Consider the following 25,045-nt stretch of genomic DNA (forward strand, 5'->3'; position numbering starts at 1 on the left):
TCTATACTGGTTTCATTTCTTTTTCCAGAAATATCACTTCTTACATAATATATTTTTTCTATAAGTTTTATCGGATTTATTTATAGAAATCTTCTATATTTTCTTTTATACTAGGACAGAGATGAAGGAAAGGATGACAACTATGAAGAAAAAAACTAAAGGAATCGTTGCACTCTCAATCACATTATCTATGTTTTTAACAGCATGTGGTCAAAAACAAGAGGCAACAACTACCGGAGCAAAGAAAAAAGAATCTTCAAAACAAGTATTAAACATTGTAGAAGCTGGGGAAATTTCTACACTTGATTCATCTATCGCAACTGATGGGTTTTCTTACGCTGCATTAAACAACGTAATGGAAGGATTATATATGCCTGGCCCTGACAATAAACCTGTTCCTGCAGCAGCTGAATCATACAAGCTGAGCGAAGACGGAAAAACATATACATTTACATTACACGATTCAAAATGGTCAAATGGTGATCCAGTTACTGCACATGATTTTGAATATGCATGGAAACGTGCTGTTAATCCAGAAACTGCTTCTGAATACGCACATATTATGTTCGATATTAAAAACGCAGAAAAAATAAATAAAAAAGAATTACCAATTGACTCATTTGGTGTAAAAGCAATTGACGATAAAACGCTTGAAGTACAGTTAGAACACCCTGTTCCATACTTTTTAGGGTTAATGGGATTTGCAACATTTTATCCTCAAAACAAAAAGGTTGTAGAAGCGCAAGGGAAAAATTACGGACTTGAAGCTGCAAATGTAGTTTATAACGGGCCGTTTCAATTAAGTGAATGGAAACATGATACAAGTTATAAAATGACAAAAAACCCGAACTACTGGGATAATAAAAATGTGAAGTTAAGTGAAATTAATGTAAATATCGTAAAAGATACTTCCACAGCCGTTAATTTATTTGAAAGCAAACAAGTAGACCGAATTACGATTAATTCAGAGTTTGTTGATAAATATCAAAAAGATCCGAGCTTAAAGAAAATGGAACGTCCTTCTATGACATTTTTCCGATTTAGCCAAAAGAACCCTTTATTAGCAAACAAAAATGCTCGAAAAGCTATTTCGCTTGCTTTTGATAAACAAGGAATCGCAACAACAATTTTAAATAATGGTTCTATACCGGCGAATGCATTCGTTCCGAAAGGATTCGTAAAAGGACCTGATAATAAAGATTTTCGCAGTACAAGTAATGTAAAAGTAGAAACAAATGTGAAAGAAGCTAAATCACTATGGGAAACTGCGAAAAAAGAAACAAATTTACAAAATGCTTCTCTTTCAATCATAACAACTGATGAATCTAACGATAAAAAAATTAGTGAGTTTTTAAAAGGTGAACTGGAGAAAAACTTACCAGGACTTAAAATCACATTACAACCTCTTCCAGTAAAAGCATTTTTAGATCGTGAAGGAAATGGTGACTATGAAATTTCACTTTCTACATGGGGACCAGATTATCCTGATCCTACAACATTCTTAAATATGTTTGTCACTGACGGACCGTTTAATAAGATGAGTTATTCAAACAAAAAATACGACGAATTAATTGAGAAAACGAGCTCTACTTTAGCAACTGATTTACCAGCACGTTGGAAAGCGTTCCAAGATGCAGAGAAAATCTTACTGGAAGATGATGCAGCTATCGCTCCAATCTTCCAATCAGGCCTGGTATATTTAGAACGTCCAACAGTAAAAGGTGTTGTTATTCGTCCATTTGCAGGAATTTATTCTTATAAGTGGGCCTCTATTACAGAATAAGAAAAAGGCGATCCTAACATATATTAGGATCGCCTTCTTTATTAAATTGCAAAACGCTTATACTTTTCGTAATCACTCGTCTTACATTCTACTTCTAGTTTCGTACCTTCGTTTTCATAACTCGTAGATAAAACGTGCGCATGAGTATTGAAATAAGAAACTACCTGTCCTTGATCATACGGAATTAGCATTTCACACTTCGTATACTCTTTATAAATGTGTGAGCGAATCATTTCGACAAGCTCTTTTATTCCAACATGTTTCTTCGCTGATAAATAAACGCGGTCTTCTTGTACTTTCGGAATTTCAACATCTACCATATCTGATTTGTTATAAGCATAAATGGTCGGAATATTGTCTACTCCAATTTTCTTTAACGTTTCATTTGTAATATCAATTAATTGTTCGTAATTTGGATTTGCATAATCTACAACGTGAATAAGTAAGTCTGCTTCAGCTACCTCTTCCAATGTTGAACGGAAAGCTTTTACAAGGTGATGCGGTAATTTGCTTACAAATCCAACTGTATCCGTTAATAAAAATGATTTGTTATCTGGTAAATCAATATTTCGCACAGATGTTTCTAGCGTCGCGAATAACATATCTTTTTCAAATACTTGTTTTTCTTCTGTACCATTGTAAATTTCAAGCATTGCATTCATCGTCGTTGACTTTCCGGCGTTCGTATAGCCTACTAATGCTACAACTGGTACTTCATTTTTCTTACGTTGCTTTCGCTGCGTTTGACGCTGGGCAACAAGTGCTTCTAGATCTTTATTTAAAACTGAAATCTGTTCTTCAATTTTACGGCGATCTAACTCTAATTTCTTCTCACCGACACCTTTATTTTTCGTACCAACTCCGCCGCTCTGTCTTCCTAACGATTCACGAAGACCGATTAAACGTGGCATCATATACTGAAGATGCGCTACCTCTACTTGCAACTGTGCTTCTTTCGTTTTCGCACGTTGCGCAAAAATATCTAAAATTAATATGGTACGGTCAATTACTTTACAATCTAAATCTGCTTCTAAATTTCGAATTTGAGAAGCAGATAATTCGTCATTAAAGATTACCATATTCGCATCTACTTCATTTACATAGGCTGCTACTTCTTCAATCTTTCCTTTTCCAATATAATGGGACGGATTTACTCGTTGTAAATTTTGTGTCACTTGCCCGATTACCTCTACATCACAAGCCTCTGCAAGATTCGCTAACTCTTCCATCGAATATGCAAAATCATCTTCATTACCTAAATTTACTCCAACTAAAACTGCTCTTTGTAATAATTCTTCCATATATTTATTCCTCCATTTCGATTACGTAAAATAAAAAACACAGGTTACTGCCTGTGTTTTCGCAAACGGATAAGGGTTCACCAAAGAAACAGGAGAAAGCTATACTTTCATCCTATCTCATAGTCAATAAGTCCCAAGATCATATACGTATCCACAATAAGGGTTCACCTATACGATCCCATTCTATTTATAAAGGCAAAACAAAAAGAGGGCGTATTCGTCCCTCCCTCTTTTTCACATATAAGCTTAATAAAGGGTTCCTTTAAAATAGGCAGACCAATCCCGTTCACTCTGCACACAGACAGAGCCTTTGAGCGCTATTCAATTATTGGCACAAAGTATTGAGACGTAATCTGATTAAGATCAAAGGAAGCCCCTCCGTTCATTTTAAGTTACATAAAGTGTAGCATAAGTAATTCGCTTTCACAAGATTAAACCACCTATAGAAACAGAAAGAAATTCTTTATATATTTACTTTAATCGTCATTTTTTGCGCATTCTTCTTACACTAAAAATCAAAAGAGCTACTATGAGTAACAGGCCTATAGAAATGGTAACAACTTGCCACCAACTGAAACCGCTGACTATGTTTTTCCGAGTGTCGCGTGTCAAATACAACAACACTTCAGCATACCTCATACAATAGCATTTGATTTAAATGCAACTTGCGCTGGTTTCACATATGGCCTGCACGTCGGTAATAGCTTAATCACTTCTGGATCACACGAAAAAGTACTTGTCGTAGCGACAGAGACATTATCTAAAGTTACTGATTACACCGATAGAACGACTTGCATTTTATTTGGCGATGGTGCTGGAGCTATTTTATTAGAAAAAGATGAAAACAAACCAAGCTTTGTCGCTGCTCATATGGGAACAAATGGGCACGGTGGTATTCATCTATACCGAACAAACTTATCTACTACTATGAATGGTACACCACTGCAAACAAATGAAAAAATCGTGAAAAATGGAAGAGAAGTATATAAATGGGCAACTCGTACAGTGCCAGCAGGTATAAAAGAACTATTACATACCGCAAATATGCAAATAGATGATATAGACTGGTTCATACCACACAGTGTTAACTTACGAATGATTGAATCTATTTGTGAGAAAACCGAAATTCCAATTCAAAAAACTTTAACAAGTGTAAAACACATGGGAAATACATCTTCAGCTTCCATTCCACTCGCTCTGGACTTAGCTAGGAAAGAAGGAAAATTAAATAATGGAGACACACTTTTACTATACGGATTTGGTGGTGGTCTTACGCATTTAGGACTTATTATAAAATGGGATTTAAGTTAAACATAAAAAAGGTTCTAGGGAATAACTAGAGCCTTTTTTATTACATTTTACATTTTAAATTTTATTTACCATATATCCATAAAACAATTTAAACAAGTAATTTGAATTTTTCATGTAATAATTCTCTTCTCTTTGCAATAAATTCTTCAAAATTTGCAAATTCAAAACTAACCATCGGTATGTAGTGTTCTTCCATATATTTTTCTAGCTTGGTAGCATCTTTATACGTTTCGTTCAACCACTTTTCAAATTCCGTATCAGATTTTTCCATGTTTGGAATCCCTTCCAATAACTGAAGATTCACGATAGAATTTACATTTTCTACGTACACATCCATTTTCCCCTGTGGAATTCCTCTCTTAGTTAGATTCCTTTTTGTAAATAAACTTTTAGCAAAGATGTGATCTAGATGGAACTTATTTCTAAAATCTAAATGTGGATAAAGCACTGCTAAAATAGAAAACGTATGCTTTTGACCATATTGGTAAGATAGTAAATTATCAATTTCATCATCAGAAAATGTGAATGATTTCGCTTCTCCTTTAAATTCATCAATAATCAGTTGCAAAGGAAATTCATTATTATTAGCAGCTATAACTTTTCTTAATTTTCGTAGTATATTATCAGGCTGTCCACTGAAAACCCTTTTTAACAGCCCTAAAATCAACCATTTCTTCACAAGATCTCGATCTTGCTTATATTTTTTTGATTCCACATAATTATGTGGAATCTCTCGTTTTAATAAATAATACGCTATCGGAACAATTGCGTTATTAGATGTTAAAGTATCTTGATTATATCCAAAACTTGCAACTAAATTAATAGCCAATCTAATTGCTTCTTTTGCGTGATCCCAATTGTCTTCTATTTTCTCCATCGTTTCGGTATTAAAGTTATCAACTTTAAAAGCAATATCTTTAAAATCACACAGAACTAAACACGCTTTCAAAACAAAATCCTTATCAAACTTAAACCCATCACCAATTTGATTAATTTCATCTACGAACTTAATTATTTCTTGTCGAGCGTCTTTATTTTTCCATTGGGCTGTTGCAATTGACAATAATAAATCCGAATAACTTAATTTTGTTCCACCACTGTTAACTCGAATAAAGATATTTAAAACCTTATCCAGATTTTGTTCCTCTTCTAAAAAATAATTCACATTAGGTATTTCATTTATAGCTCGATATAACTTATATAGCGTTTCACTTGCAAATAAAGCCTTATCTTTTTCAATTGCACTTAATCCCTCTTGTATAAGATATTGATTTAATTCAAAAGGATTGTTTATATTAAGAATATCCGCTACTTTAAACCAATAAACACCTTCAATTTTTTCATTTGCTTCCTCAACAGTTAAAAATCTAAAATCATACACCGTATCAAAATCATCTGATGTCCCTAATAAATCTACATATAGTTGTTGTTCTGGAAAAGCTAACGGATTTTCTCTCCTCATTCTCGGCAAACGATATGCATACGTTCCTTTCAATGCAATATACATTGAAGTTAGACGTTGTTGACCATCTAATATTGCCACAATCCCCTCTTCACCACTAATATTTGCTAACGGATTATGTCTATTATTCTTTTCATGATAGTTTCTAATAAACTCATAAAATTGAAAATCCTTACTTTTCTCTTTTTTAACATCCCAAAACAAAAATGACCCTACTGGATACCCTTGCATTAACGAATCAAATAATCTTTCAATCTGATCAGTTCCCCAAACAAATTCACGTTGAATAGCTGGTAATAAATATTTCTTACTATGAACATTTTCAATAACTTTCTTAATTGTTAACGGTGTTTGAAAAGCCATATTACCCCACCCTATACCTAATAAATTCCATTTTAAAATAATTATATCACAAATTCCGCATATTCTTTAAACCAGACTATCTCTAAAGCCTATTAAAATTATTTCTATCTATTTTTAAATTCAAAAATAGTAGATCATTAACCCCCCCAAAAAGAAAAGGCTATATTAGCCTCCCTTTTTTGACATGTTTATACTCTTAATCTTTTCGAGTCCATATCACAACAGGAATGAGTATGAAAGCTAACACTCCTCCAGCTAATGACAATGCCGCATAACTTGAATTCGCCACTACCATACCTGACATCGCTCCACCTGAAGCTCCAGCTAGCGCAATAAACACATCTATTTTCCCTTGTGTTTTTGCACGTGTGGAAGGTATAGTTGCATCAACAATTTGAGCAGTACCACTTATTAAACCGAGGTTCCATCCTAATCCAAGTAAAGACAAAGCAACAATTAATAGTATTAAAGAATCACTCGGCGCTATCGCAGCTATGACACCTGCTGCTAGTAAAATTACTCCACCAGCTATACTCATCGTAGTTCTGCCAATTTTATCAATTAGCATTCCTGTAACGAGAGAGGGAAGATACATTGCACCTACATGAAAACCAATCACAAGCCCTACTGCACTTAATCCATGACCGTGATGTCCCATATGGACTGGCGTCATCGTCATAATCGCAACCATCACGATTTGTGTAAGTATCATTACGATGGCTCCAACAGTAATACCTCGTTTGTTTTCTGTAGCTTCTTCTGTTACTGCTTGCCCTTTATATGTATGCTCTTGTTTATATGTTTCTATCATATTAGCAATAAGTAACGGATCTGGACGAAGCATAACAAATAGGACAATACCCGCAAGTATAAATGCAGTTGCCGATAATATGAACGGACCAGCAAGTTCAGGAATTCCAATTGAATGAGCAAACCTTCCCATTACTCCTACTAAATTTGGACCTGCGACTGCACCAAAAGTCGTCATTACCATCGTAATACTAATAGCAGTTGCTCTTTGCTTCTTATTCGCTAAATCCGTTCCAGCATAACGCGCTTGTAAATTCGTAGCTGTGCCCGCGCCATATATAAGTAAAGAAACTAGTAAAAGAATAATACTATTTGTTAAAGCTGCCCCCACAACTCCGATAGCCCCTAGTCCGCCTACTATAAAACCTGCCGAAAGCCCTATGCGGCGACCATGTTTTTGCGATAATTTTCCAACAAAGAAAGCCGCTACCGCAGATCCCATTGTAAACATAGCTGCCGGTAATCCTGCATATGCATCTGTCCCAAGCATTTGCTGCGCAAGAAGTGCACCTACTGTAATGCCAGCAGCTAACCCTGCTCCGCCGAACATTTGTGAGATGCTGACGATTATTAATGTTCGTTTGTATAATTTTTGTTGGTCTTCTTCTGTATATATATGATTACTTATTGAAACATCTGCTGTATCTATTATTTTCTCACCCTCTCTATAAAACTAATCCCCCTTGTTAATGTACTATAGAACAACAAAATCCCCAAATTTATAACTCTTAAATTTATTCATATTTTATTGCTCCTCCACTTCAAATAATAATCCCCTAATTTTTAACACTACTCTTATGTATTATTAAAGATAAATAATATAATACAAAACTACATAACATATGATTTTATATAGATACCGTAGTAAATTTATTGTTTCCAAACAATGATTAAAGTGCGATTTATTATAAATAACACTGCAAGAATAATAGCAAAGGTTATTTGATCAACAGTATATAGAGCAACAGAGCTAACTCCAAACAATATGATTTCTAACATAAACCTATATGGTTCTGTCAATTTTAATGATGCTTTAGGTGCAATGAACATCCCCAAAAAATTGAAAGCCCCAATAACATAGTGATGCAAGAGCAAATAATTCTATAAAAAATCTTGTCACCAGATTTATATGTTTTATAGACATATTATAAAGCCCCCTTGAAAACATATGTAGAATCCTATAAAAATAATATTATGCATCCTATATTTGAACTTGATACGTACCTATTCATTGTATGTAAAAATACTTATTCATACTATTCAGTTCATCTTTGATTTTGGCTGATAATGAATGAGAGTAAATACTTAACGATAGTGACACATATGCCTATAAGCACAAAGGAAAGAACTTCGCCATTCACGTTTCGTCCGTGGAGTTCTTTCCTTTGTTAATAACCAACTTTCAATAATTAGAGTGAAATTTATATTTAGCCTATTTCCCTTACAATCCCCCTACTATCCTTTTTTCCCTTCTTTTACTTAAAGCCTTTCCTTCCCAAAATAACAAACTTACTAAAGCAAAAACTAAGATAATCGGCACACTTACTTTATATAAATCTGTAAAACTCATTGCCATCTGATTTTGAGCATAGTGATTCACATCATTCGAAAATGCGAGTACCTCTTTCTTTATATTTCCCTCTTGTTTTTCAACTTCTTTTGTCACTTGATTCATAACTTCTTCTCTTTTTACATCTCTATATTCTACTGGAATTTCTCTTAATACTTCATCCACTTTTTGGTGAATTAATGCATCTTTTTTCTCTTTATTTAACCCTACAAATGTTTTATTTTGATGCTTTTCTACACTTGGTTCTATACTTTGGTTCTCTATTTTTTCTTTTGTTACTTGTAGTATTTCAGCTTGCTGTGAGCTATCCACATGAATATTATGTACTTTTTCTTCTGCATAACGATATACATTCTCTTTATTTACAGCTAAATTGTGCGTTAAGTTAGATACAAATATTGCAACTGCTAATACAATTCCTACTTGCCGCAACATCGAGACAACACTTTGAGAAGCGGTTAATAATTCCCCTTCAAACGAAGAAGCACTTAAAACTGTAATTGGACCTACTACTAAACCATACCCAACACCTAATATCATACATGGAATAATAATTTCTATATTTGTTGAATTAACATCAATCATTTGCAACCAATAATAAGATAAGCCCATAACAAGAAATCCTGACAAAATAATAGTTACTTTTCCAAGCTTTTTAATTAATGTTGCTGCAACTGGTGAGACAAAAAATATCATTGCTGAAATAGGTGTCACTAAAAAAGATGCTTCAATTTCCGTTCGACCTTGTATTTTCGTCAAGAACGTTGGAAGTAATACAGTTACTCCAATTAAAAATAAATTACTTAATATGATAACGATAGACGCTCCGACAAACATTCGATCTTGAAATAACTTTAAATTCACCATTGGATTATGAATCTTTCGTTCTACTAAAACAAATAGAATAAGAGAAATAGTGCTAATTGCATAACAAGACAAAGCAATATTACTTTGCCATCCCCATGTATTGCCTTTTACTAATATGAGAGTAAAAGAAAAAATTGCTGTGCTACTTAATAGTAGTCCTACCCAATCTATTTTTGAGATAATACGTTCTTCATTTTTTATTTGCAGCATAACGCAGCATAAAATGATTCCAAGAATACAAATTGGAACATTTAAGAAGAACACCCATCTCCAACCGAAATTTTGTGTAATAATTCCACCTATTACTGGTCCCATTGCAGCTGATAGTCCTTGTGTTACCCCTAAAATTGCAAGTGCAACATGCCTCTTTGCTAATGGCATTGCTGATACGCCGATTACCATACTTGTCGGAAATAAAATTGCTGCACCAATACTTTGTATAAAACGAGAAAAGATAAGAAAATCGCCCGTATTAGCAAAAGCACAAAGCACTGATCCACCACCAAAAATTATCAAACCAAAAATATACATCTTTGCTTTCCCAAAAATATCAGCTATCCGTCCTAGTGGAATGGCTAGTACTGCAATCGTCATCGTATAAACATTTAATATCCAAGACATCTTTTCTAATGAAGTGTTTACACTCGTTTGTATCGCTGGTAAAGCTATATTCATAATTGTCGTATCAATCATACAAAGAAATATACCTAAGCACATTAAAAAGACAATCTTAATACCCTTTGATTGCTCCATGTTCATCTACCCCTTTATTTATTATAAACGTGTTTTTCATTCTTCCGTTTTATTGTGTTTTTTTACTTCTAGTTGCTCTAGTTTTCTTTTCAACGTCTCTACTTGAGCACTATACGATGCGATACCTACATCTAGTGAAATTTCTTCAACAAAAGTAATACCTTCTCTCCACTTTTCATATTTCAAACGAAGATCCGCAATATATGCTTCTTTCCTTTCAATTTCGTCCGCAATCCATTTTTTTATTGACTTGTCATCGCTATAATTACCGAAATACATCCTCATTAAAAAATCTGAACGTAAAACATCTTTCTCTACATCTGTTTGCATGTACTGATAAAACTCTTCACGCCCTTCATCTGTAATAAAGTACATTTTCTTATTCGGTTTCCCTTCTTGCATAATAACCTCTTTCTTTATTTTCCCCTCTTTTTCCAACTGTCGTAACGTTGGGTAAATCATTCCAAAACTCCCATCAAAGAAATGAGTAAATACGTCTTCAAACACAATTTTAATATCATAACCAGACATTTCTTTTCCCATTAACAAGCCTAAAACAACATCTCTTCCCTTCAAAATAAAACCTCCACACTGTATATAATCAATAATCATATTAACAATGTTAATATGATTATTGATTATATACCTCATTCCGTTAATTGTAAAATATTTCTAAATAAAAACACCCTGTAATTTTATTATCTAAAATTACAGGGTGGCTCTACTTTATATTTCATATACAAACTTTGTACTATTTTACAACTTCATCTTGATTAGCTTCAAAGCCTTCTTTCTTACCCTCTTTTATTTCATAATAATACGAAGGTAATTCTATATTATGTTCTAAAAGGTAATCCTCAATCAATGCAATAATCACTTTCAATATTTTCAAACGTGCGTATAATTTATCATTGCTTTCAATAATATGCCATTTCGCATTTGGCTTATTTGTTTTTTCAAACATATCTTCCATTGCTTCAACATACTCGTCCCACTTTTCACGGTTACGCCAATCTTCGTCTGTAATTTTCCATCTTTTCAAAGGATTGTTCTCTCTATCTTTAAACCTCTTTAATTGTTCATCTTTACTAATATGATAGAAAAACTTCCCGATTATATAATGATCATCTGTTAATAGTTTTTCAAAATCATTAATCTCATCATACGCTCTCGTCCACTCTTCCTTTATAGCAAACCCTTCAACACGCTCAACTAACACACGTCCGTACCATGAGCGATCAAAAATAGTAATTTGCCCGTACTGAGGAAGTTTTCGCCAGAAACGTTGCAAGTAATGGTACCGTTTTTCATGAGGTGCTGGTGCTCCAATTGGATTTACTTGAAATCCGCGCGGATCAAGATGTTCCGTCACTCGCTTAATCGCTCCGCCTTTTCCAGCTGCGTCCCAACCTTCCATAACGAGCATAACCGCAATTTTTTCTTCTTTTACAATTTGCTGCAGTGCTAATAAACGTCTTTGGTATTTTTCAAGTTTCTTATTATACTTAGATTTCGATTCTATTCTTTTCATTAAATCCACTTTAGCAAGATATCCATTTTCCATAAAACAAATCCCCCTTGTTGTATGACAATGTTATTTTAACATATTATTGAAAAAATTCCCAAATAAGGAAAACTGTGCAGAAAAATCTCTACACAGCTTCCTTCTCTAATTGCACATCTACTTCAATATTCTCATTTTTATTTTTCGCAGCTTTTATAAAGAATACAACAGTTAATATAACGGTAATAACCGCACCTACCATATAAGATGTGTTTAACGGAATATTAAAACCAATTTTTGCATTTAAAATGTAAATGACAGTCATGAGTGTCATGACTATCGCGGGAATTAAGGAAACAACATACAGTTTCCCTTTTATGAATAAATACATCTTTCCAATCGATCACGCAATTGCTGCAGTCGATTGGTTAGCCCAAGAGAAATATCTCCATCTTATTCACAAAGAGAGACTATATTTTTTACAATTGAATTATGGTATACCCTCTCAAAAAAAGAAGATAATAACAAATAAATCCGTTACAGAATGGGAGTACTTTAAAGATGAAACGAAAAATATTTTCTCTCTTTGCACTAACCTGTTTCGCACTACCAATACAAGCTAGTGCATACACATTTCAATCACTACCAATTGTGTCAAAGTCTAAACAGTGGTATATCGAAATTGACAAATCTCATAACGCAAACAAGCAAGCAGTGCAGCCAAAACAGGGTATATATGATACATATAGTTTACTCGTAAAAAACATCGGTAATGATGTATCAAATGTATCAGTGGAAATACTTGATAACACTCCTACCTCTAAAGCTACTTTTAATCCTACTACGTTAAATAGCAACGTTTCTAAAAGTCAGACAAGCTCTGACTACATCGTATTCCCTTTAGACTTTAATAGCCATAATTTTAAAGTCGTCATTACTTGGGAAGAAAAAAATTTCTCATACAACGGTCATCCGGTAAATGAGGGGGAACAAATGAAACAAACATTTGTGTTTAATGAAGAATGAGCCCTAATTTGATTAGGGCTTATTCTTCATTTACAAAACCAGATTGAATCGCTTCCGTCACTTCTTCTGTGATTTCTAGTTCTGTTGCTTCCGTACTAATTTTCTTGTCCCAAATATGTACGGAAGGCTTTTCGTTACAAAGATGTTTTACTAATACTAGTTGATTATATGTTAGCTTATTTTCTCTATGGGTGGCGATATAGACTGTGAAATTTTTTGCTTCACAGACCTTTTCATGCAAAGTGTATTGGCTGGCCAATTCCTTTATTACTATATCTTTCAAGTTTCCTATAATCATATAAGTCGTTCCCCTTTCCTTTATATCATCAATCAAATCGTCGAATACTTGGTACACATAACGCTATTCCAATTGTTACAAGTACTAAAATAGCTAGTGTTATAATCGTTATCGAACTACCTAAAGTCGAAAGTAATTGCCCAATCCACAAAAATTTAAAATGTGGTGACGCTTTAACCGGCAATATCAATTTACCAACATAACTTACATTTTTCTCTGTTCGTATTTCTCCTTGCATACCTCTCTCCTCTTTCCAAATTAAGTTAACAGAAAATTCAAACTTTAATACCTTTAATTATATATGAAACTGTTAAATTATTGGAAAAAATATAAAAAGGTGCTTTCATAAATGAAAACACCTTTTTTGTCTATAATTTTAAGTTCTTCTTCAATGTCCAATATTTTTCTTGAGTATTTTCAAATGAAAATTCTACCCAACCGTTTGGATCTTCACGATATACAGTTACTTTCTTACCATTTTCTAATTTTCCAACTTCATTTTGTGTAATATTTGGTACACTCTTAATTGTATAACCAAATGGATATGGCACTTGATAGTAGGAACCTACTAATTGAACCGTAGCCGTTGCATCTTTTGCATAATCTTTATATGGGATGTCTTTTCCTAATGCCTCTACATTTAATGTACTAGGATTTTTCCGTAATCGTTTTACATTTGCATAATCTTTCTTGTTAAACGGTTTAATACGCTCCATAATATTAGCGATTTTGCCAGCCCATTCTTTATCTGTTGCATACTTTTCATTCATAGCAGGTAATGTGTAACCATTAAAATGATTAGCACCTTCTTCTAAGTAGTTCTTCCTTACATAATCAGCATTGTAAGAAATACTTTCCTTGTATGACGGTAAATATTTTGCATATGCAAATGGGTCACGGTCATATGCTCTTAAGCCAAATAAATTATGTTTACGATATGCAATTTCTGATTTACCGTACGCTGATTCTAAGATTGCATGTGCAGCTAAATATAGTGCGCTCACACCATACTCATTTTGTGCTTGAATAAAATCTTTACCAGTTCCAATAAGTGGACTATCCGAATGAGATTTTTTAATGAAATTATCAATCTCTAGTGCCGTTACGTTAGATGGCAAAGTTACGTCTAGATTAATATACGATGGCTGTTCAACAGGAACATCATTTTTAATTTTCATCGCTTTATATAATAATTGCGCATAGCTTTCACGTGTTAATATACCTGATGGATCAAATCCTCCAAGTCCATTTCCTACCGATACACCATTGGATTGCAATGCACTAATTGCTTCTTTTGCCCACCAGTGTGTTGCATCTATATCATTAAATGTATGTGGTGCTTTTACTTCTAATTTAAATGCTCTTTGCAAAATAACAGACATTTCAGCACGAGTTAATGATTCTTTCGGTCTAAACGTCCCTTTACCATCACCTATGAAAATCCCCATATCTGTTAATGCCAAAATTTCTTTTGGGAACATCGTCGTTCCTGCGCTAATATCAGAGTATGGATTTTTATAATCGCTTTTTAATTCTGGTTTTAATGCGCGATACATTAATGCTGCTACTTGCTCACGAGTTACAACATCTCCAAAGCCAAATTTACCATTATCGTAACCTGCAATAACCCCTTTTGACGTTAAATCAGTAATCGCTTCAAGTGCCCAATGATTTTTCGGAACGTCTGGAAATTCTTTTGTAGATGCAAAAGAAGTTGCTGGAGCCAGTACTACTTGAAGTGCGACTGTCACTGCTAACACATTAGAAATAACTTTTTTCATAAATTGTTTAACACGTTTTCTATATGCTTATACCGTGTTAACTTGCCTCCCTTTATCGTATAATTTTCCCTATTAAACTAACAAACTCTTAATTAGTCAACAGTAAAAGTATACGTGATAAAAATAAACTAATCTACCATTATTTTATTCATAATCAGCATAATACGATATATCTTTCTATTTCGATATAAAATTACAAAAACTTACATAAAAAGCCCACCTCTATATAGACGATGGACTTAACAATCAACATTGTTATTTCGTTAAACGAGATTTTGAAACATCAAAACCTTTCCACTCATAATAATCTAAAATACCCGCATAAATTGCCTCAGCAACTATTTGTCTTCCAGATTCTGAAGCTAACTTCTCATAATCCGCGCTGTTATCTAAAAATGCTAGCTCCGTTAGTACTGCTGGCATCTCATTTTCTCTTAGTACATAAAAGTCTTCTGGTTTCACACCACGATCTCTTGTATCTAGAGCTTTAACTAATCGCTTTTGTATTTTATCAGCTAACATATAACTATCTTTTTCACGCTCAGTTAATTCTTTCTTTTCAGATCCTTTATAATAAAAAGTTTCTGTTCCATGTCCATCATGTTTTTGAGAAGCATTTGCATGGATACTTACAAAAATATCTCCATTATGTTCTTTCGCGAAATCCACACGATTTTTAAGGTCTTCTCCTTGTTTTTCACCAAGACGAATATCTGTTTCACGTGTTAACATCACACGGAATGGAGTATGTTTCTCTATTAAACTTTGTAATCTTTTAGATGTATCTAATACAATATCACTCTCATGTAATCCTTGTGTTGCTTTCCCAGGATCTGTTCCTCCATGACCTGGATCAATAATAATCATCTGTTCTACTAAAGGATTGCCTATTTTAAGTGAATCAGCCTTTGCAATAAACTGTGCTGCTTCTGCTTTCGTTACAGTTTTCTTAGGCTCCCACTTCTCACCAGTACCAAGAGAGATGCCTAATTCAACTAGGATGTTCGCTTTTTCTTTACCCCAGTTTAGTGTTTCTAAATCTTTGAATTTAGTTTCTGGAGTACCGTTTACTTTAGACTCTAATTTGTAAGCTTCTACAAGAAGAGATGCCATTGAAACACGGTCGATTTTCCCGTCTGGCTCGAATCCATTGCCTGTACCTTTAACAACGCCAGCTTTTTCTACAGCTGCGATGATTGGAGTAGCCCAATGTTTTTGAGAATCAGCGTAAGATGGTTTAGCATTTGTATCGATTCGTAAGTTTAATATTCGAGCCATCATTGTAGCTGCTTCGGCACGAGTAATTTCTTTTCCAGGCTCGAACATTCCTTTATCGTTACCTGTAACTGCACCTTTCTCTACTAAATAGTAAATAGAATCTTCTGCCCAATGTTTAGCTGGGACATCTGGAAATTTTTTTGTTTGTGCGAAACTACTAGATGAATAAGATAATATACTAGCTGCGATTAATCCTGCTGCGATTATTCTATTTTTCATAGAATATATTCCCCTCTCAAGTACAATGTATTTATGTAACAGACTAATTATAGTTCTGAAAATTAGTAATAGTCAATTGAAATTTGTATAATTTTGTATTATTATTGTATTTTTTGTAATATATAACTATAGTTAAAAACTATAAGATTTTATAAGAGGAGAGATTCGTATGAGCAACAATTGGAAAGATATAGAGCACCGTATTTATACAATGTGTATGATTCAGCGTAATAACAAAATATTGCTAATACAGCGCCCCGATCATCTAGGCTTCCCTGGTTACATCGCTCCTGGCGGAAAAGTAGATTTCCCAGAAAGTATCGTTCAAGCTGCTATACGAGAATCGAAAGAGGAAACTGGACTTCACGTTTCTAATTTAATTTTCAAGGGGTTAGACGAATATGTAAATCCGAAAGAAAATGTTCGATATATGGTATTCAATTATTGGACAGATTCGTTTGATGGTGAACTTCTTATAAACCCTCCTGAGGGCGAATTATTATGGGTGCCAATTGATGAGGCACTAAATCTTCCTATGCAAAATTGGTTTAAAGAGAGATTCCCATTATTTTTTGAAAAAGGTACGTTTGAAATTCAACGTGTTTGGGATCGGGACTTAGATAAACAAGTTGCTATGACAATTACGCATACGTAAAAAAGCTTGGTATCTCTCCAAGCTTTTTTTACTTTCCTTCTATTTTCTTAATCTCATAATCAATTTCTAAAAACTTAACTCCAAATATCCACATTCTATGGTTAGCTTTTAATATGTGATTCGTGTTCTCTTTTATAATAAAAGTCTCTGCTAACGGTAAACGAATTGTAAAGAAACGAGTATGTAAATAAATCCCCTCATCTCCTTTACCGTTTCTTCTCAGCTTACTAGTAATGATTAAATCATTACTCCTCTTATTACATAATTTTAAAACCCCCGTCATATTCGAATATGGTAAAGGTAATGCAATATTCATATATGTCTCGCTCTTATATGTGTGCTTTGAATAAAGAGCTACAAAAATAGATTCTCCTGCTTCATTTTTTCTTAGCCAAGCCCTTACATTCTCCCTTCCATCTTTCTCATCTATTATCCCAACGATAGAGCCATGCATCGTTTCCCACTTACCGCCCATTCCTAAATGTATTTGTCCTACACGCTTACTCATTTTCTCATAGCAAAATGCAACCGGACGAAACCAACGAGCCCACTTAATATGCGATTGTAACTCATACTCTTTTGTATTTTCATAAAAACGAGTAATACTTAAAGGAATCTTTGCCATGCCAAATCCCTCACTATGAAAATCGTTCATATTATCAACTAAACCTTTGTATTCCTTGCTATCTATTAAACTTCTGTTATGTAAAAATGCTTCACCAACTGTCGTATTTCCTCTTAACCTGCTCATTGGTTTCCCGTAATATTTATAATTCGGAGCAGTCTTTTCAATCATCCAGCCGACAAATGCGGGTAACGCTACTCCAATTCCATTGACAACACCGTGAATCCAAACCATTTGAGCAATTGTAATCGTCATTACATGTTTCAAATTCCCATATGAATATATAAGCGAAAACATAATTGTTACCATGAGTGTACTAGACGATATGATCAGAAGAACCTTTGCACTAATAGCATTAAATTTCGTACGCCAAACATAAATTCCATAACTATAAATAGCGCATAAATATAGGAACACTGCAAAAAATTCAAATACTCTTGAGTACGTAATTCCTATTGCAACTGTCATAGGTGAAATGACGATGACAAACATAATAGCATCATATACTTTACTTCTCTTTTCTCTTTTCCTCCCAATTAAACCAGCTGATAACGGCAATAGAAATGCCGAATAATGAAAGTGTGCAGCTGTAAGCAAAACAATGTCGGAACTAAAGTGCATAATGGAAAGCTTTGCTACAGAAGCAAAAAACCAGAAACCACCTAAAAACAAATACATAAACGCACTATCGATAGCTGTCTCCTCTAACGGTTTCCATCCTCTTTCTAGCACTCTACTTACACCGAATAACGCAACGATTCCTGTATATACAAACCAAAGTAATCCAAAGAAATAGTGATTTGTTACGAAAGCTAGCATTGCACTAATTGCTGCGATTGGATATAAAAGCGATACTAGTTTATAAAAGGATACATATGATCCACTTCTTGTCTTTTTATCAAGAATGCAAAATGACATCGGTATAAATAACAAAATAGATAATAAAATAATTGCTTCAACTGGGTTTACATTTGTCCACTCACATATTAGAAATACAATATAACAAGCAAGCCCAACTATTATATTTTTCATATCATTTATTTCCTCTCCACAAATGTTCCCTTATATGAAAATAATGAACCGATTAACGGATTGCGTACTTGTACATGAATTCGAAAGCATTGTCGTGTTTCATCATAACTTTCTACAATGTTGGCCTCTCCGTATAAGAATCTAGGTAACGGGACTTTTCTGCCAAACATGTAAAACCATTGTTTCTTTGAGGAAATATGCATTGCCCCCACCTCATCAATATGAAAATTCAATGTAGAAACAAGTATGTGTGGTTCACCAAAACAATCTACAATTTCATTATTCTCTTCATCCAACTGCATAACGGCGTTAAAATATCTTTTCTTATTGTGAAAATAAAAAGTACGATTCCACCGCACAAGTTCATGTCCATGTTCATCACGCTCAGCGGTATTATGTATTGTAAATGGCACTTCCTTCCCCCGCTCAGAGAAAAACATACGGAACTTTGATGCAATTTTTAATATGAATTTTACGAAAAAAGAACCACCATAAATCTCATCCATCTTTCCTTCTCCAGTAAAACTATTTTCTTCTGTAATTTCATAGCGTTTCTGTAATTTTGGATGTAGTTTTTTATAAGAATCCCCTAATAGTCTTTCATACATATTAGCCATACATTATCCCTTTCTCTTCCTCTTGCAATTTTTTGAGCTTGGCAAGTTCGTGCTATTTATATAACCGACAATTGATAATCCCATGATTAGAACGTTTAATGTAATTGGATTAAACGGCTCTGTAAAACTTGCAATATTCGTAATCCCTGCCGCTATCGTTAAGGCTATTAACATAAAAATATGTACGATAAATACTTTTCGTTTTGGAAATGGCAACAGCCATATGACACCAAAAATAATTTCTAACAATCCAATTATTTTAAGTACAAAAATACTATGTTCAGTTGAACCAATTATCACAGATAGCATTTTTACTTCTTCTGAATGGGTAAACATTAGTTTCGGTACTATTCCTTGATACATCCATACAAATGCAAATAAAAAACATACGAGCCAATATGTCATTGTTCTTCTAATTAGTAACTTAGGATGAAGTCCCTTTTCTATCCATAATTTTAACGCATCAAAACTCCAAGCAGTCGCCCAGCCTAATAAAGGCCGAAACATATAGAAATCTATTACATTTCCTATACGACCAAACCTCGTATCATAATCATATTGTGTCTCAAAATAAATGTGTTCTTCACGCGGTGTATACTTCCAATAACCACGCCCTATTTGAATAAGTAATAATTTATTATCCGTCCAAAATTTTAAAGAAGAAATTCTTTCACCCGTTTCTTTTCTTATTTCAGCTATCGATTCCCCTTCACCAGCTATTTCAAGTCCAAATCCAATCTTTGTTTTATATAAAAACTTCTGCGGTTCTCCTTCTTTTTTCTCTAAATACGAAATTTCAGTAAAACGAGCATCCCATTCTGTATGTATATGTGGTTCTTGCGTGTATTCCCATAATTTCTCCATTGTTGTGTTCATTTCTGCCGAAACATAAATAGGCTTTTTCCCCTTCATTCTTCCACCTCCAATGCACTATAATTTTAATGTACATGCAATGAATTTATTTTGCTACATTTTTCACAAACTTTTCCACAAAGAGAAAGAATTTTTAAAATTTATACAAAACACTTGATTCCCCGAAAAATTTAAATTATTATAAAACAAATGTTACCAACAACTTCATAAATCAAACACTCTCGCCTAAAACGTGAGATAGAGGTTGCGATACTTATGAGTATTCTAATGGAGACACAGAGATGTCTATGAAATTAGATGAAAGGAAGTATTGCCGAAATCGATACATTTCTCTGCATTTATCGATTGGGGCTGTTTTCGAATAGAAACAGAACTGTCATATGTACAGACGTGTATGTATGAAGAGCTATCTACAAAAAAGAGATATCATTTTTATGGTATTCCTTTTTTGGCGGTTTTTTTATTAGCTCCGTTTTCTGTTTCCCTTTTCCTGTAACAGCACCATCCTCACTTATTTGAGATGGTGTTTTTTGTTTTTTCTCTGGTAACTACAGGAATATTGGGATCTATATATGTCCTAATCTATTCTTAAAAATGGATGAAAGAAGGAATTCGTAATGGAAACGATTGTACAAAAATTTGGTGGCACTTCTGTTGGAAGCGTTGAGCGCATTCAACATGTAGCAAATTTAATTATTGAAGAATATGAACGAGGACATAGCATCGTCTCTGTCGTTTCAGCAATGGGAAAAAGCACAGATGAACTCGTAGCACTTGCTAACGCGATTTCAGAAAATCCGAGTAAACGCGAAATGGATATGCTTCTATCAACAGGAGAGCAAGTGACTATTTCATTATTAACGATGGCACTACAAGCAAAAGGCTATAACGCGACTTCATTAACTGGATGGCAAGCTGGTATTACGACAGAATCTGTACATAGTAGTGCACGGATTACTGAAATTAATACTGATCGAATTCAGTCTTATCTTACTGAAGGCACGATTGTTATTGTAGCTGGCTTCCAAGGAATCAGTGAAAACCATGAAATTACAACGCTTGGCCGCGGTGGTTCTGATACAACTGCTGTTGCATTAGCCGCTGCACTGAAAGCAAAAAAATGTGATATTTACACGGATGTGACCGGCGTATATACGACGGACCCACGAGTTGTAAAAAATGCTTATAAATTAGATGAAATTTCTTATGACGAAATGTTAGAACTTGCAAACCTCGGTGCTGGTGTATTACACCCGCGTGCTGTTGAGTTTGCTAAAAATCACAATGTCATTTTAGAAGTTCGCTCAAGTATGGAACGAGAAAACGGAACAATTGTAAAAGGAGAATGTAACATGGAACAACAATCAATCGTTAAAGGTATTGCATTTGAAGATAATATTACACGCGTCACAATGAAAGGATTAGAACAAGGTGCACTCTCAACAGTCTTCTCTACATTAGCAGCGGCACATATTAATGTAGATATCATCATTCAAAGTATTACAAATGAAGGAACTGTTCACCTCTCCTTCTCAATCCATTCTAATGATTTAAAAGAAACATTAGAGGTATTGGAACAAAATCAAGAAACACTTCACTATGAATCTGTAGAATATGAAAATCATTTAGCAAAAGTATCCATTGTAGGATCTGGTATGGTCTCTAATCCAGGTGTTGCTGCAAATATGTTCACTACTTTAAAAGAAGAAGATATTCATATTAAAATGGTAAGTACATCAGAAATTAAAGTGTCTGTCGTTATTGACCGCCTTCATTTAGTAATAGGTGTCGAGGCGCTTCATCAATCATTTATGGCGAAAATTGAGCCTTTAGTGCAGATGAGTTAATTTCCACCAGTAAAACTTAAAATAAATTATATAAATCTATTTCCTTCCTATATTAATAGCAATAGGGTCGGAATATTTTGCGGGCAAGTCGAAGTTATATTATCGAATAGAAACTACATTATTGAATTCTTAAAATGATAGCATTCTCGAAATAAAGTTCGCGCATATTTCAATAGTAGAGGGTTTAAAAAGTGTTGTTCGTTAACAAAATGTTTTATACTATACCCGAAAACACCTTGTCACATTTTCCTACACTGTGACAAGGTGTTTTTTGTTTAAAAGAGATTTTAGTATAATTATGAGGATAATTAAATAATAAATTTATACATATAAGGAGATAAAGACTATGACAAACAACAGATTATTACGAATGGACAATGTCAGCATCGTTGTAGAATCCCTTGATAACGCAATCTCTTTCTTCGAGGAGATTGGACTAAAACTCGAAGGGCGAGCTACTGTCGAAGGTGAAGGGGCTGGTCGCGTAACAGGACTCGGTTCTCAGCGCGTAGAGATTGCTATGATGGTTACGCCAGATGGCCATAGCCGAATTGAACTTTCGCGATTTCTCACCCCACCTACTATAGCAGATCACCGGACAGCTCCTGTAAATGCCCTCGGTTATTTGCGCGTCATGTTCACCATTGAAGACATTGACGAAATGGTATCGAGACTTACAAAGCATGGTGCTCAGCTCGTTGGCGAAGTAGTTCAGTACGAGGACTCATATCGACTCTGCTACATTCGTGGAACTGAAGGGATTTTAATCGGTTTGGCGGAAGAACTCGGTAACAAATAAGTAATGTTTTATATGAAGTCTTTGCTGAAGTAAAAATACTTGAAAGAACTTTACGCTTAATAAAACTTAGATTTTGAACCCCGTCCTAGCTTTAGAACGGGGTTATACTTGTTTGAGCTTTTTAACATACTATCAACATCCCGAAATCATTATAAAACAATTCAATTACTTGTTATACTCTTTCCTAGGAAATATAACGGACTCTTCTCACTTCTTATCATATATATCTTTTCTTTTAAAAAACGATCTGAACTCATTCAAAATAACTTTCTTCACGTCAGAGTAAAAAACCATCATGAATAGTGCAATTCCTAATAAAATCTCTTGCATTCCTTCATAATCAATGAAAGCACTCACAATTAGCAAACCAAACCCAATATAAAAACCAAACTCATTCTCTTTCTCAAAATCCTCATCTTCATCAATATGTATTTTTTCTTTTAAATTTCGGTTCCCTTTTATTAACTCATCGAGCGTAACATTATACATTTCGCTCAATAAAATTAAATTTTCAATATCAGGGCAACTTTTATCATTTTCCCACTTATACACTGCTTGCCTCGTTATACCCATCTTTTTAGCAACATCTTCTTGTGAAAATCCTTTTGATTCTCTTAATTTTTTAAGTTGTTGTCCTAAGCTCATAACGTCCCCTCCTTTAACAAATTATTACATAAAAGGATCCAAAAAAGAAAGAAACCATTAGTAAAACCCACTGTAAACCACTCGTTTACACTATAAAAAAGAGAGAATAACTCTTTGAGCTATCCTCTCTCTTCTATTAAAACAGATGAATGTTTTCTTTCTTGCAAGCTTCACGTAAATCGTCAGGCCATACAGAAGATTGAACTTCACCAATATGTGCTTTACGTAAGAAGTACATGCACATTCTTGATTGTCCAATACCACCGCCAATTGTTAACGGTAGTACGTCTTCTAAAATACCTTTATGGAAATCGTACTCACGTTTGAAGCCTTCACCTGTTTTCGTTAACTGCTCATCAAGTGATTTACTATCAACACGAATTCCCATTGATGATAATTCGAATGAAGATTGTAATACTGGGTGCCAGAATAAAATGTCACCGTTTAATTTCCAATCATCATAATCAGCTGCGCGTCCATCATGCTTTTCACCTGAACGAAGTGCATCACCAATTCCGATAATGAAGACTGCACCGTGTTCTTTCGCAATTGCATGTTCACGATCTTTCGGTGTTAATTCTGGATATTTATCTTCTAGTTCTTGGGAAGTGATGAAAACAATTTCTTCTGGTAAATACTTTCCAAGGAACGGATACTTTTCAAATAAGTGGTCTTCTAAATCTTTGAATATTCCATAAATTGTTTGTACTGTTTCTTGCAAGTAATCTACAGTACGCCATTCTTTTTGAACGATTTTTTCCCAATCCCATTGGTCAACGTAAATGGAATGTGTTGCATCAAGTTCTTCATCACGACGAATCGCGTTCATGTTTGTATATAAACCTTCACCAGCTTCATATCCGTATTCATGTAATGCGAATCTTTTCCACTTCGCTAGTGAGTGAACAATTTCTAATTCTTCTCCTGAATGTAACATATCAAATTCAATTGGACGTTCTACACCGTTTAAATGATCGTTTAATCCTGATTTTTTCGTTACGAATAATGGTGCAGATACGCGGAATAGTTCAAGGCGTTTTGCTAATTGATCCTCGAAAAATGTTTTAACTTCCTTAATTGCGATTTGAGTCTCTCTTACTGTCATTAATGATTGATACATGGTGGTTTCCTCCTAAAATGTTTGGATGTTGTAAAAAGAAGCCAACAAAAAAAGCCCTTCTTTCCCAAAAAACTGGGACGAAAGACTTTGGTTCCGCGGTACCACCCAAATTAGCAACAGAGGTTGCTCACTTATACAATACGGAGATGAAATATCTCGATACTGTTCTTCTTGTAACGGCGAAGTTCCCGGCTAAGTCTACTTTCCTGTAAAGGATTTCGGTTAGCAACTCCAGGAGGTTCTTCATAATAGGCTTCGTATCAGGCTCACACCACCCCTGACTCGCTTAAACTACTTCCTACTACTACTCGTCCTTTCATAGTCGTTTTGTTGTCACATCTCTGAAACATTTTATTAATGATTATTCTATACAAAAAATAAAGAAAGTCAACAAAAATTTAAAAATATTTTTCAATTCTTTATTTTACGGCTTTATTGATTGTTTTCAATATAACGTCTTCACTTCTTTTGTCTTGTCAATCCAAAAAACGTTTCACTAACCGAAA

Annotated in this window: 19 protein-coding genes, 5 pseudogenes, 1 riboswitch and 1 other annotated feature; of the genes and pseudogenes, 6 read left to right on the forward strand and 18 right to left on the reverse strand. The window is 34.1% G+C overall.

Annotated features, from left to right (window positions below):
• Positions 1 to 142: 142 nt before the first annotated feature.
• Positions 143 to 1,783, forward strand: a complete 1,641-nt coding sequence (locus QCI46_RS18815) for a peptide ABC transporter substrate-binding protein (RefSeq protein WP_353841133.1) — start codon at positions 143 to 145, stop codon at positions 1,781 to 1,783.
• Positions 1,784 to 1,824: 41 nt separating this feature from the next.
• On the opposite strand, the gene hflX is transcribed toward QCI46_RS18815, so the two are convergent.
• On the reverse strand, positions 1,825 to 3,084 hold the full coding sequence (gene hflX, locus QCI46_RS18820) for a GTPase HflX (RefSeq protein WP_353841134.1): 1,260 nt from the start codon (positions 3,082 to 3,084) through the stop codon (positions 1,825 to 1,827).
• A 483-nt stretch (positions 3,085 to 3,567) separates the two neighbouring features.
• Positions 3,568 to 3,672: pseudogene (locus QCI46_RS18825) on the reverse strand (cobalamin biosynthesis protein CbiN); the annotation flags it as partial.
• On the opposite strand from QCI46_RS18825, the pseudogene QCI46_RS18830 reads away from it, so the two are divergent.
• Positions 3,655 to 4,395: pseudogene (locus QCI46_RS18830) on the forward strand (beta-ketoacyl-ACP synthase 3); the annotation flags it as partial. The pseudogenes QCI46_RS18825 and QCI46_RS18830 overlap by 18 nt on opposite strands.
• A gap of 88 nt (positions 4,396 to 4,483) precedes the next feature.
• Here QCI46_RS18830 and QCI46_RS18835 read toward each other — a convergent pair.
• From QCI46_RS18835 to QCI46_RS18865, 7 genes and pseudogenes are all read right to left on the reverse strand, one after another.
• A complete protein-coding gene (locus tag QCI46_RS18835; RefSeq protein WP_353841135.1) occupies positions 4,484 to 6,220 on the reverse strand; it encodes a GmrSD restriction endonuclease domain-containing protein in 1,737 nt (578 codons plus the stop codon).
• Positions 6,221 to 6,416: 196 nt separating this feature from the next.
• The gene (locus QCI46_RS18840) at positions 6,417 to 7,682 is read right to left on the reverse strand and encodes an MFS transporter (protein WP_353841904.1); all 1,266 of its coding nucleotides are present in this window, start codon (positions 7,680 to 7,682) and stop codon (positions 6,417 to 6,419) included.
• A 218-nt stretch (positions 7,683 to 7,900) separates the two neighbouring features.
• Positions 7,901 to 8,174: pseudogene (locus QCI46_RS18845) on the reverse strand (YrdB family protein).
• 297 nt (positions 8,175 to 8,471) lie between these two features.
• Entirely contained in the window at positions 8,472 to 10,220 is a 1,749-nt protein-coding gene (locus tag QCI46_RS18850) for an MFS transporter (protein WP_353841136.1), read from the reverse strand.
• Positions 10,221 to 10,256: 36 nt separating this feature from the next.
• Positions 10,257 to 10,796 carry a PadR family transcriptional regulator gene (locus tag QCI46_RS18855; RefSeq protein WP_353841137.1) on the reverse strand — a complete coding sequence of 180 codons (540 nt, stop codon included), beginning with the start codon at positions 10,794 to 10,796 and terminating at the stop codon, positions 10,257 to 10,259.
• A 175-nt stretch (positions 10,797 to 10,971) separates the two neighbouring features.
• The gene (locus QCI46_RS18860; RefSeq protein WP_353841138.1) at positions 10,972 to 11,784 is read right to left on the reverse strand and encodes a polyphosphate kinase 2 family protein; all 813 of its coding nucleotides are present in this window, start codon (positions 11,782 to 11,784) and stop codon (positions 10,972 to 10,974) included.
• Positions 11,785 to 11,872: 88 nt separating this feature from the next.
• Positions 11,873 to 12,175, reverse strand: a pseudogene (locus QCI46_RS18865) (carbon starvation CstA family protein); the annotation flags it as partial.
• 110 nt (positions 12,176 to 12,285) lie between these two features.
• On the opposite strand from QCI46_RS18865, the gene QCI46_RS18870 reads away from it, so the two are divergent.
• Entirely contained in the window at positions 12,286 to 12,750 is a 465-nt protein-coding gene (locus QCI46_RS18870; RefSeq protein WP_353841139.1) for a hypothetical protein, read from the forward strand.
• Positions 12,751 to 12,769: 19 nt separating this feature from the next.
• Here QCI46_RS18870 and QCI46_RS18875 read toward each other — a convergent pair whose 3' ends face one another.
• The 4 genes and pseudogenes from QCI46_RS18875 to QCI46_RS18890 form a co-directional block, all read right to left on the reverse strand.
• A complete protein-coding gene (locus QCI46_RS18875; protein WP_353841140.1) occupies positions 12,770 to 13,048 on the reverse strand; it encodes a hypothetical protein in 279 nt (92 codons plus the stop codon).
• Positions 13,049 to 13,115: 67 nt separating this feature from the next.
• Positions 13,116 to 13,286, reverse strand: a pseudogene (locus QCI46_RS18880) (tetracycline resistance protein); the annotation flags it as partial.
• 130 nt (positions 13,287 to 13,416) lie between these two features.
• Entirely contained in the window at positions 13,417 to 14,829 is a 1,413-nt protein-coding gene (locus QCI46_RS18885; protein ID WP_353841141.1) for an S-layer homology domain-containing protein, read from the reverse strand.
• Between the two features lie 255 nt (positions 14,830 to 15,084).
• A complete protein-coding gene (locus QCI46_RS18890) occupies positions 15,085 to 16,326 on the reverse strand; it encodes an N-acetylmuramoyl-L-alanine amidase (RefSeq protein WP_353841142.1) in 1,242 nt (413 codons plus the stop codon).
• A 169-nt stretch (positions 16,327 to 16,495) separates the two neighbouring features.
• On the opposite strand from QCI46_RS18890, the gene QCI46_RS18895 reads away from it, so the two are divergent.
• Complete coding sequence (locus QCI46_RS18895; protein WP_098133621.1) at positions 16,496 to 16,981, forward strand: 8-oxo-dGTP diphosphatase; 486 nt, start codon at positions 16,496 to 16,498, stop codon at positions 16,979 to 16,981.
• Between the two features lie 28 nt (positions 16,982 to 17,009).
• Here the strand turns inward: QCI46_RS18895 and QCI46_RS18900 are convergent, their stop codons facing one another.
• The 3 genes from QCI46_RS18900 to QCI46_RS18910 are packed head-to-tail and all read right to left on the reverse strand — an operon-like array spanning position 17,010 to position 20,167.
• A complete protein-coding gene (locus QCI46_RS18900) occupies positions 17,010 to 18,638 on the reverse strand; it encodes a YndJ family protein (protein ID WP_353841143.1) in 1,629 nt (542 codons plus the stop codon).
• A gap of 5 nt (positions 18,639 to 18,643) precedes the next feature.
• A complete protein-coding gene (locus QCI46_RS18905; RefSeq protein ID WP_098091026.1) occupies positions 18,644 to 19,255 on the reverse strand; it encodes a DUF4166 domain-containing protein in 612 nt (203 codons plus the stop codon).
• Positions 19,256 to 19,258: 3 nt separating this feature from the next.
• Positions 19,259 to 20,167: a DoxX-like family protein gene (locus tag QCI46_RS18910; RefSeq protein ID WP_353841144.1), complete on the reverse strand. Its 909-nt coding sequence runs from the start codon at positions 20,165 to 20,167 to the stop codon at positions 19,259 to 19,261.
• A gap of 191 nt (positions 20,168 to 20,358) precedes the next feature.
• Positions 20,359 to 20,545, forward strand: a riboswitch (Lysine riboswitch).
• A gap of 200 nt (positions 20,546 to 20,745) precedes the next feature.
• On the opposite strand from QCI46_RS18910, the gene QCI46_RS18915 reads away from it, so the two are divergent.
• Both QCI46_RS18915 and QCI46_RS18920 read left to right on the forward strand, forming a co-directional pair.
• Entirely contained in the window at positions 20,746 to 21,975 is a 1,230-nt protein-coding gene (locus QCI46_RS18915) for an aspartate kinase (RefSeq protein ID WP_353841145.1), read from the forward strand.
• 346 nt (positions 21,976 to 22,321) lie between these two features.
• The gene (locus tag QCI46_RS18920; protein WP_353841146.1) at positions 22,322 to 22,774 is read left to right on the forward strand and encodes a VOC family protein; all 453 of its coding nucleotides are present in this window, start codon (positions 22,322 to 22,324) and stop codon (positions 22,772 to 22,774) included.
• A 207-nt stretch (positions 22,775 to 22,981) separates the two neighbouring features.
• Here the strand turns inward: QCI46_RS18920 and QCI46_RS18925 are convergent, their stop codons facing one another.
• The gene (locus QCI46_RS18925) at positions 22,982 to 23,419 is read right to left on the reverse strand and encodes a helix-turn-helix domain-containing protein (RefSeq protein ID WP_353841147.1); all 438 of its coding nucleotides are present in this window, start codon (positions 23,417 to 23,419) and stop codon (positions 22,982 to 22,984) included.
• Positions 23,420 to 23,555: 136 nt separating this feature from the next.
• Positions 23,556 to 24,539, reverse strand: coding sequence for an aspartate--ammonia ligase (asnA, locus tag QCI46_RS18930; protein ID WP_353841148.1), 984 nt, complete (start codon positions 24,537 to 24,539; stop codon positions 23,556 to 23,558).
• A 70-nt stretch (positions 24,540 to 24,609) separates the two neighbouring features.
• Positions 24,610 to 24,868: a binding site (T-box leader), on the reverse strand.
• Between the last annotated feature and the right edge of the window lie 177 nt (positions 24,869 to 25,045).

This window comes from Bacillus cereus group sp. RP32, from assembly GCF_040459735.1.
Lineage (GTDB): Bacteria > Bacillota > Bacilli > Bacillales > Bacillaceae_G > Bacillus_A > Bacillus_A wiedmannii.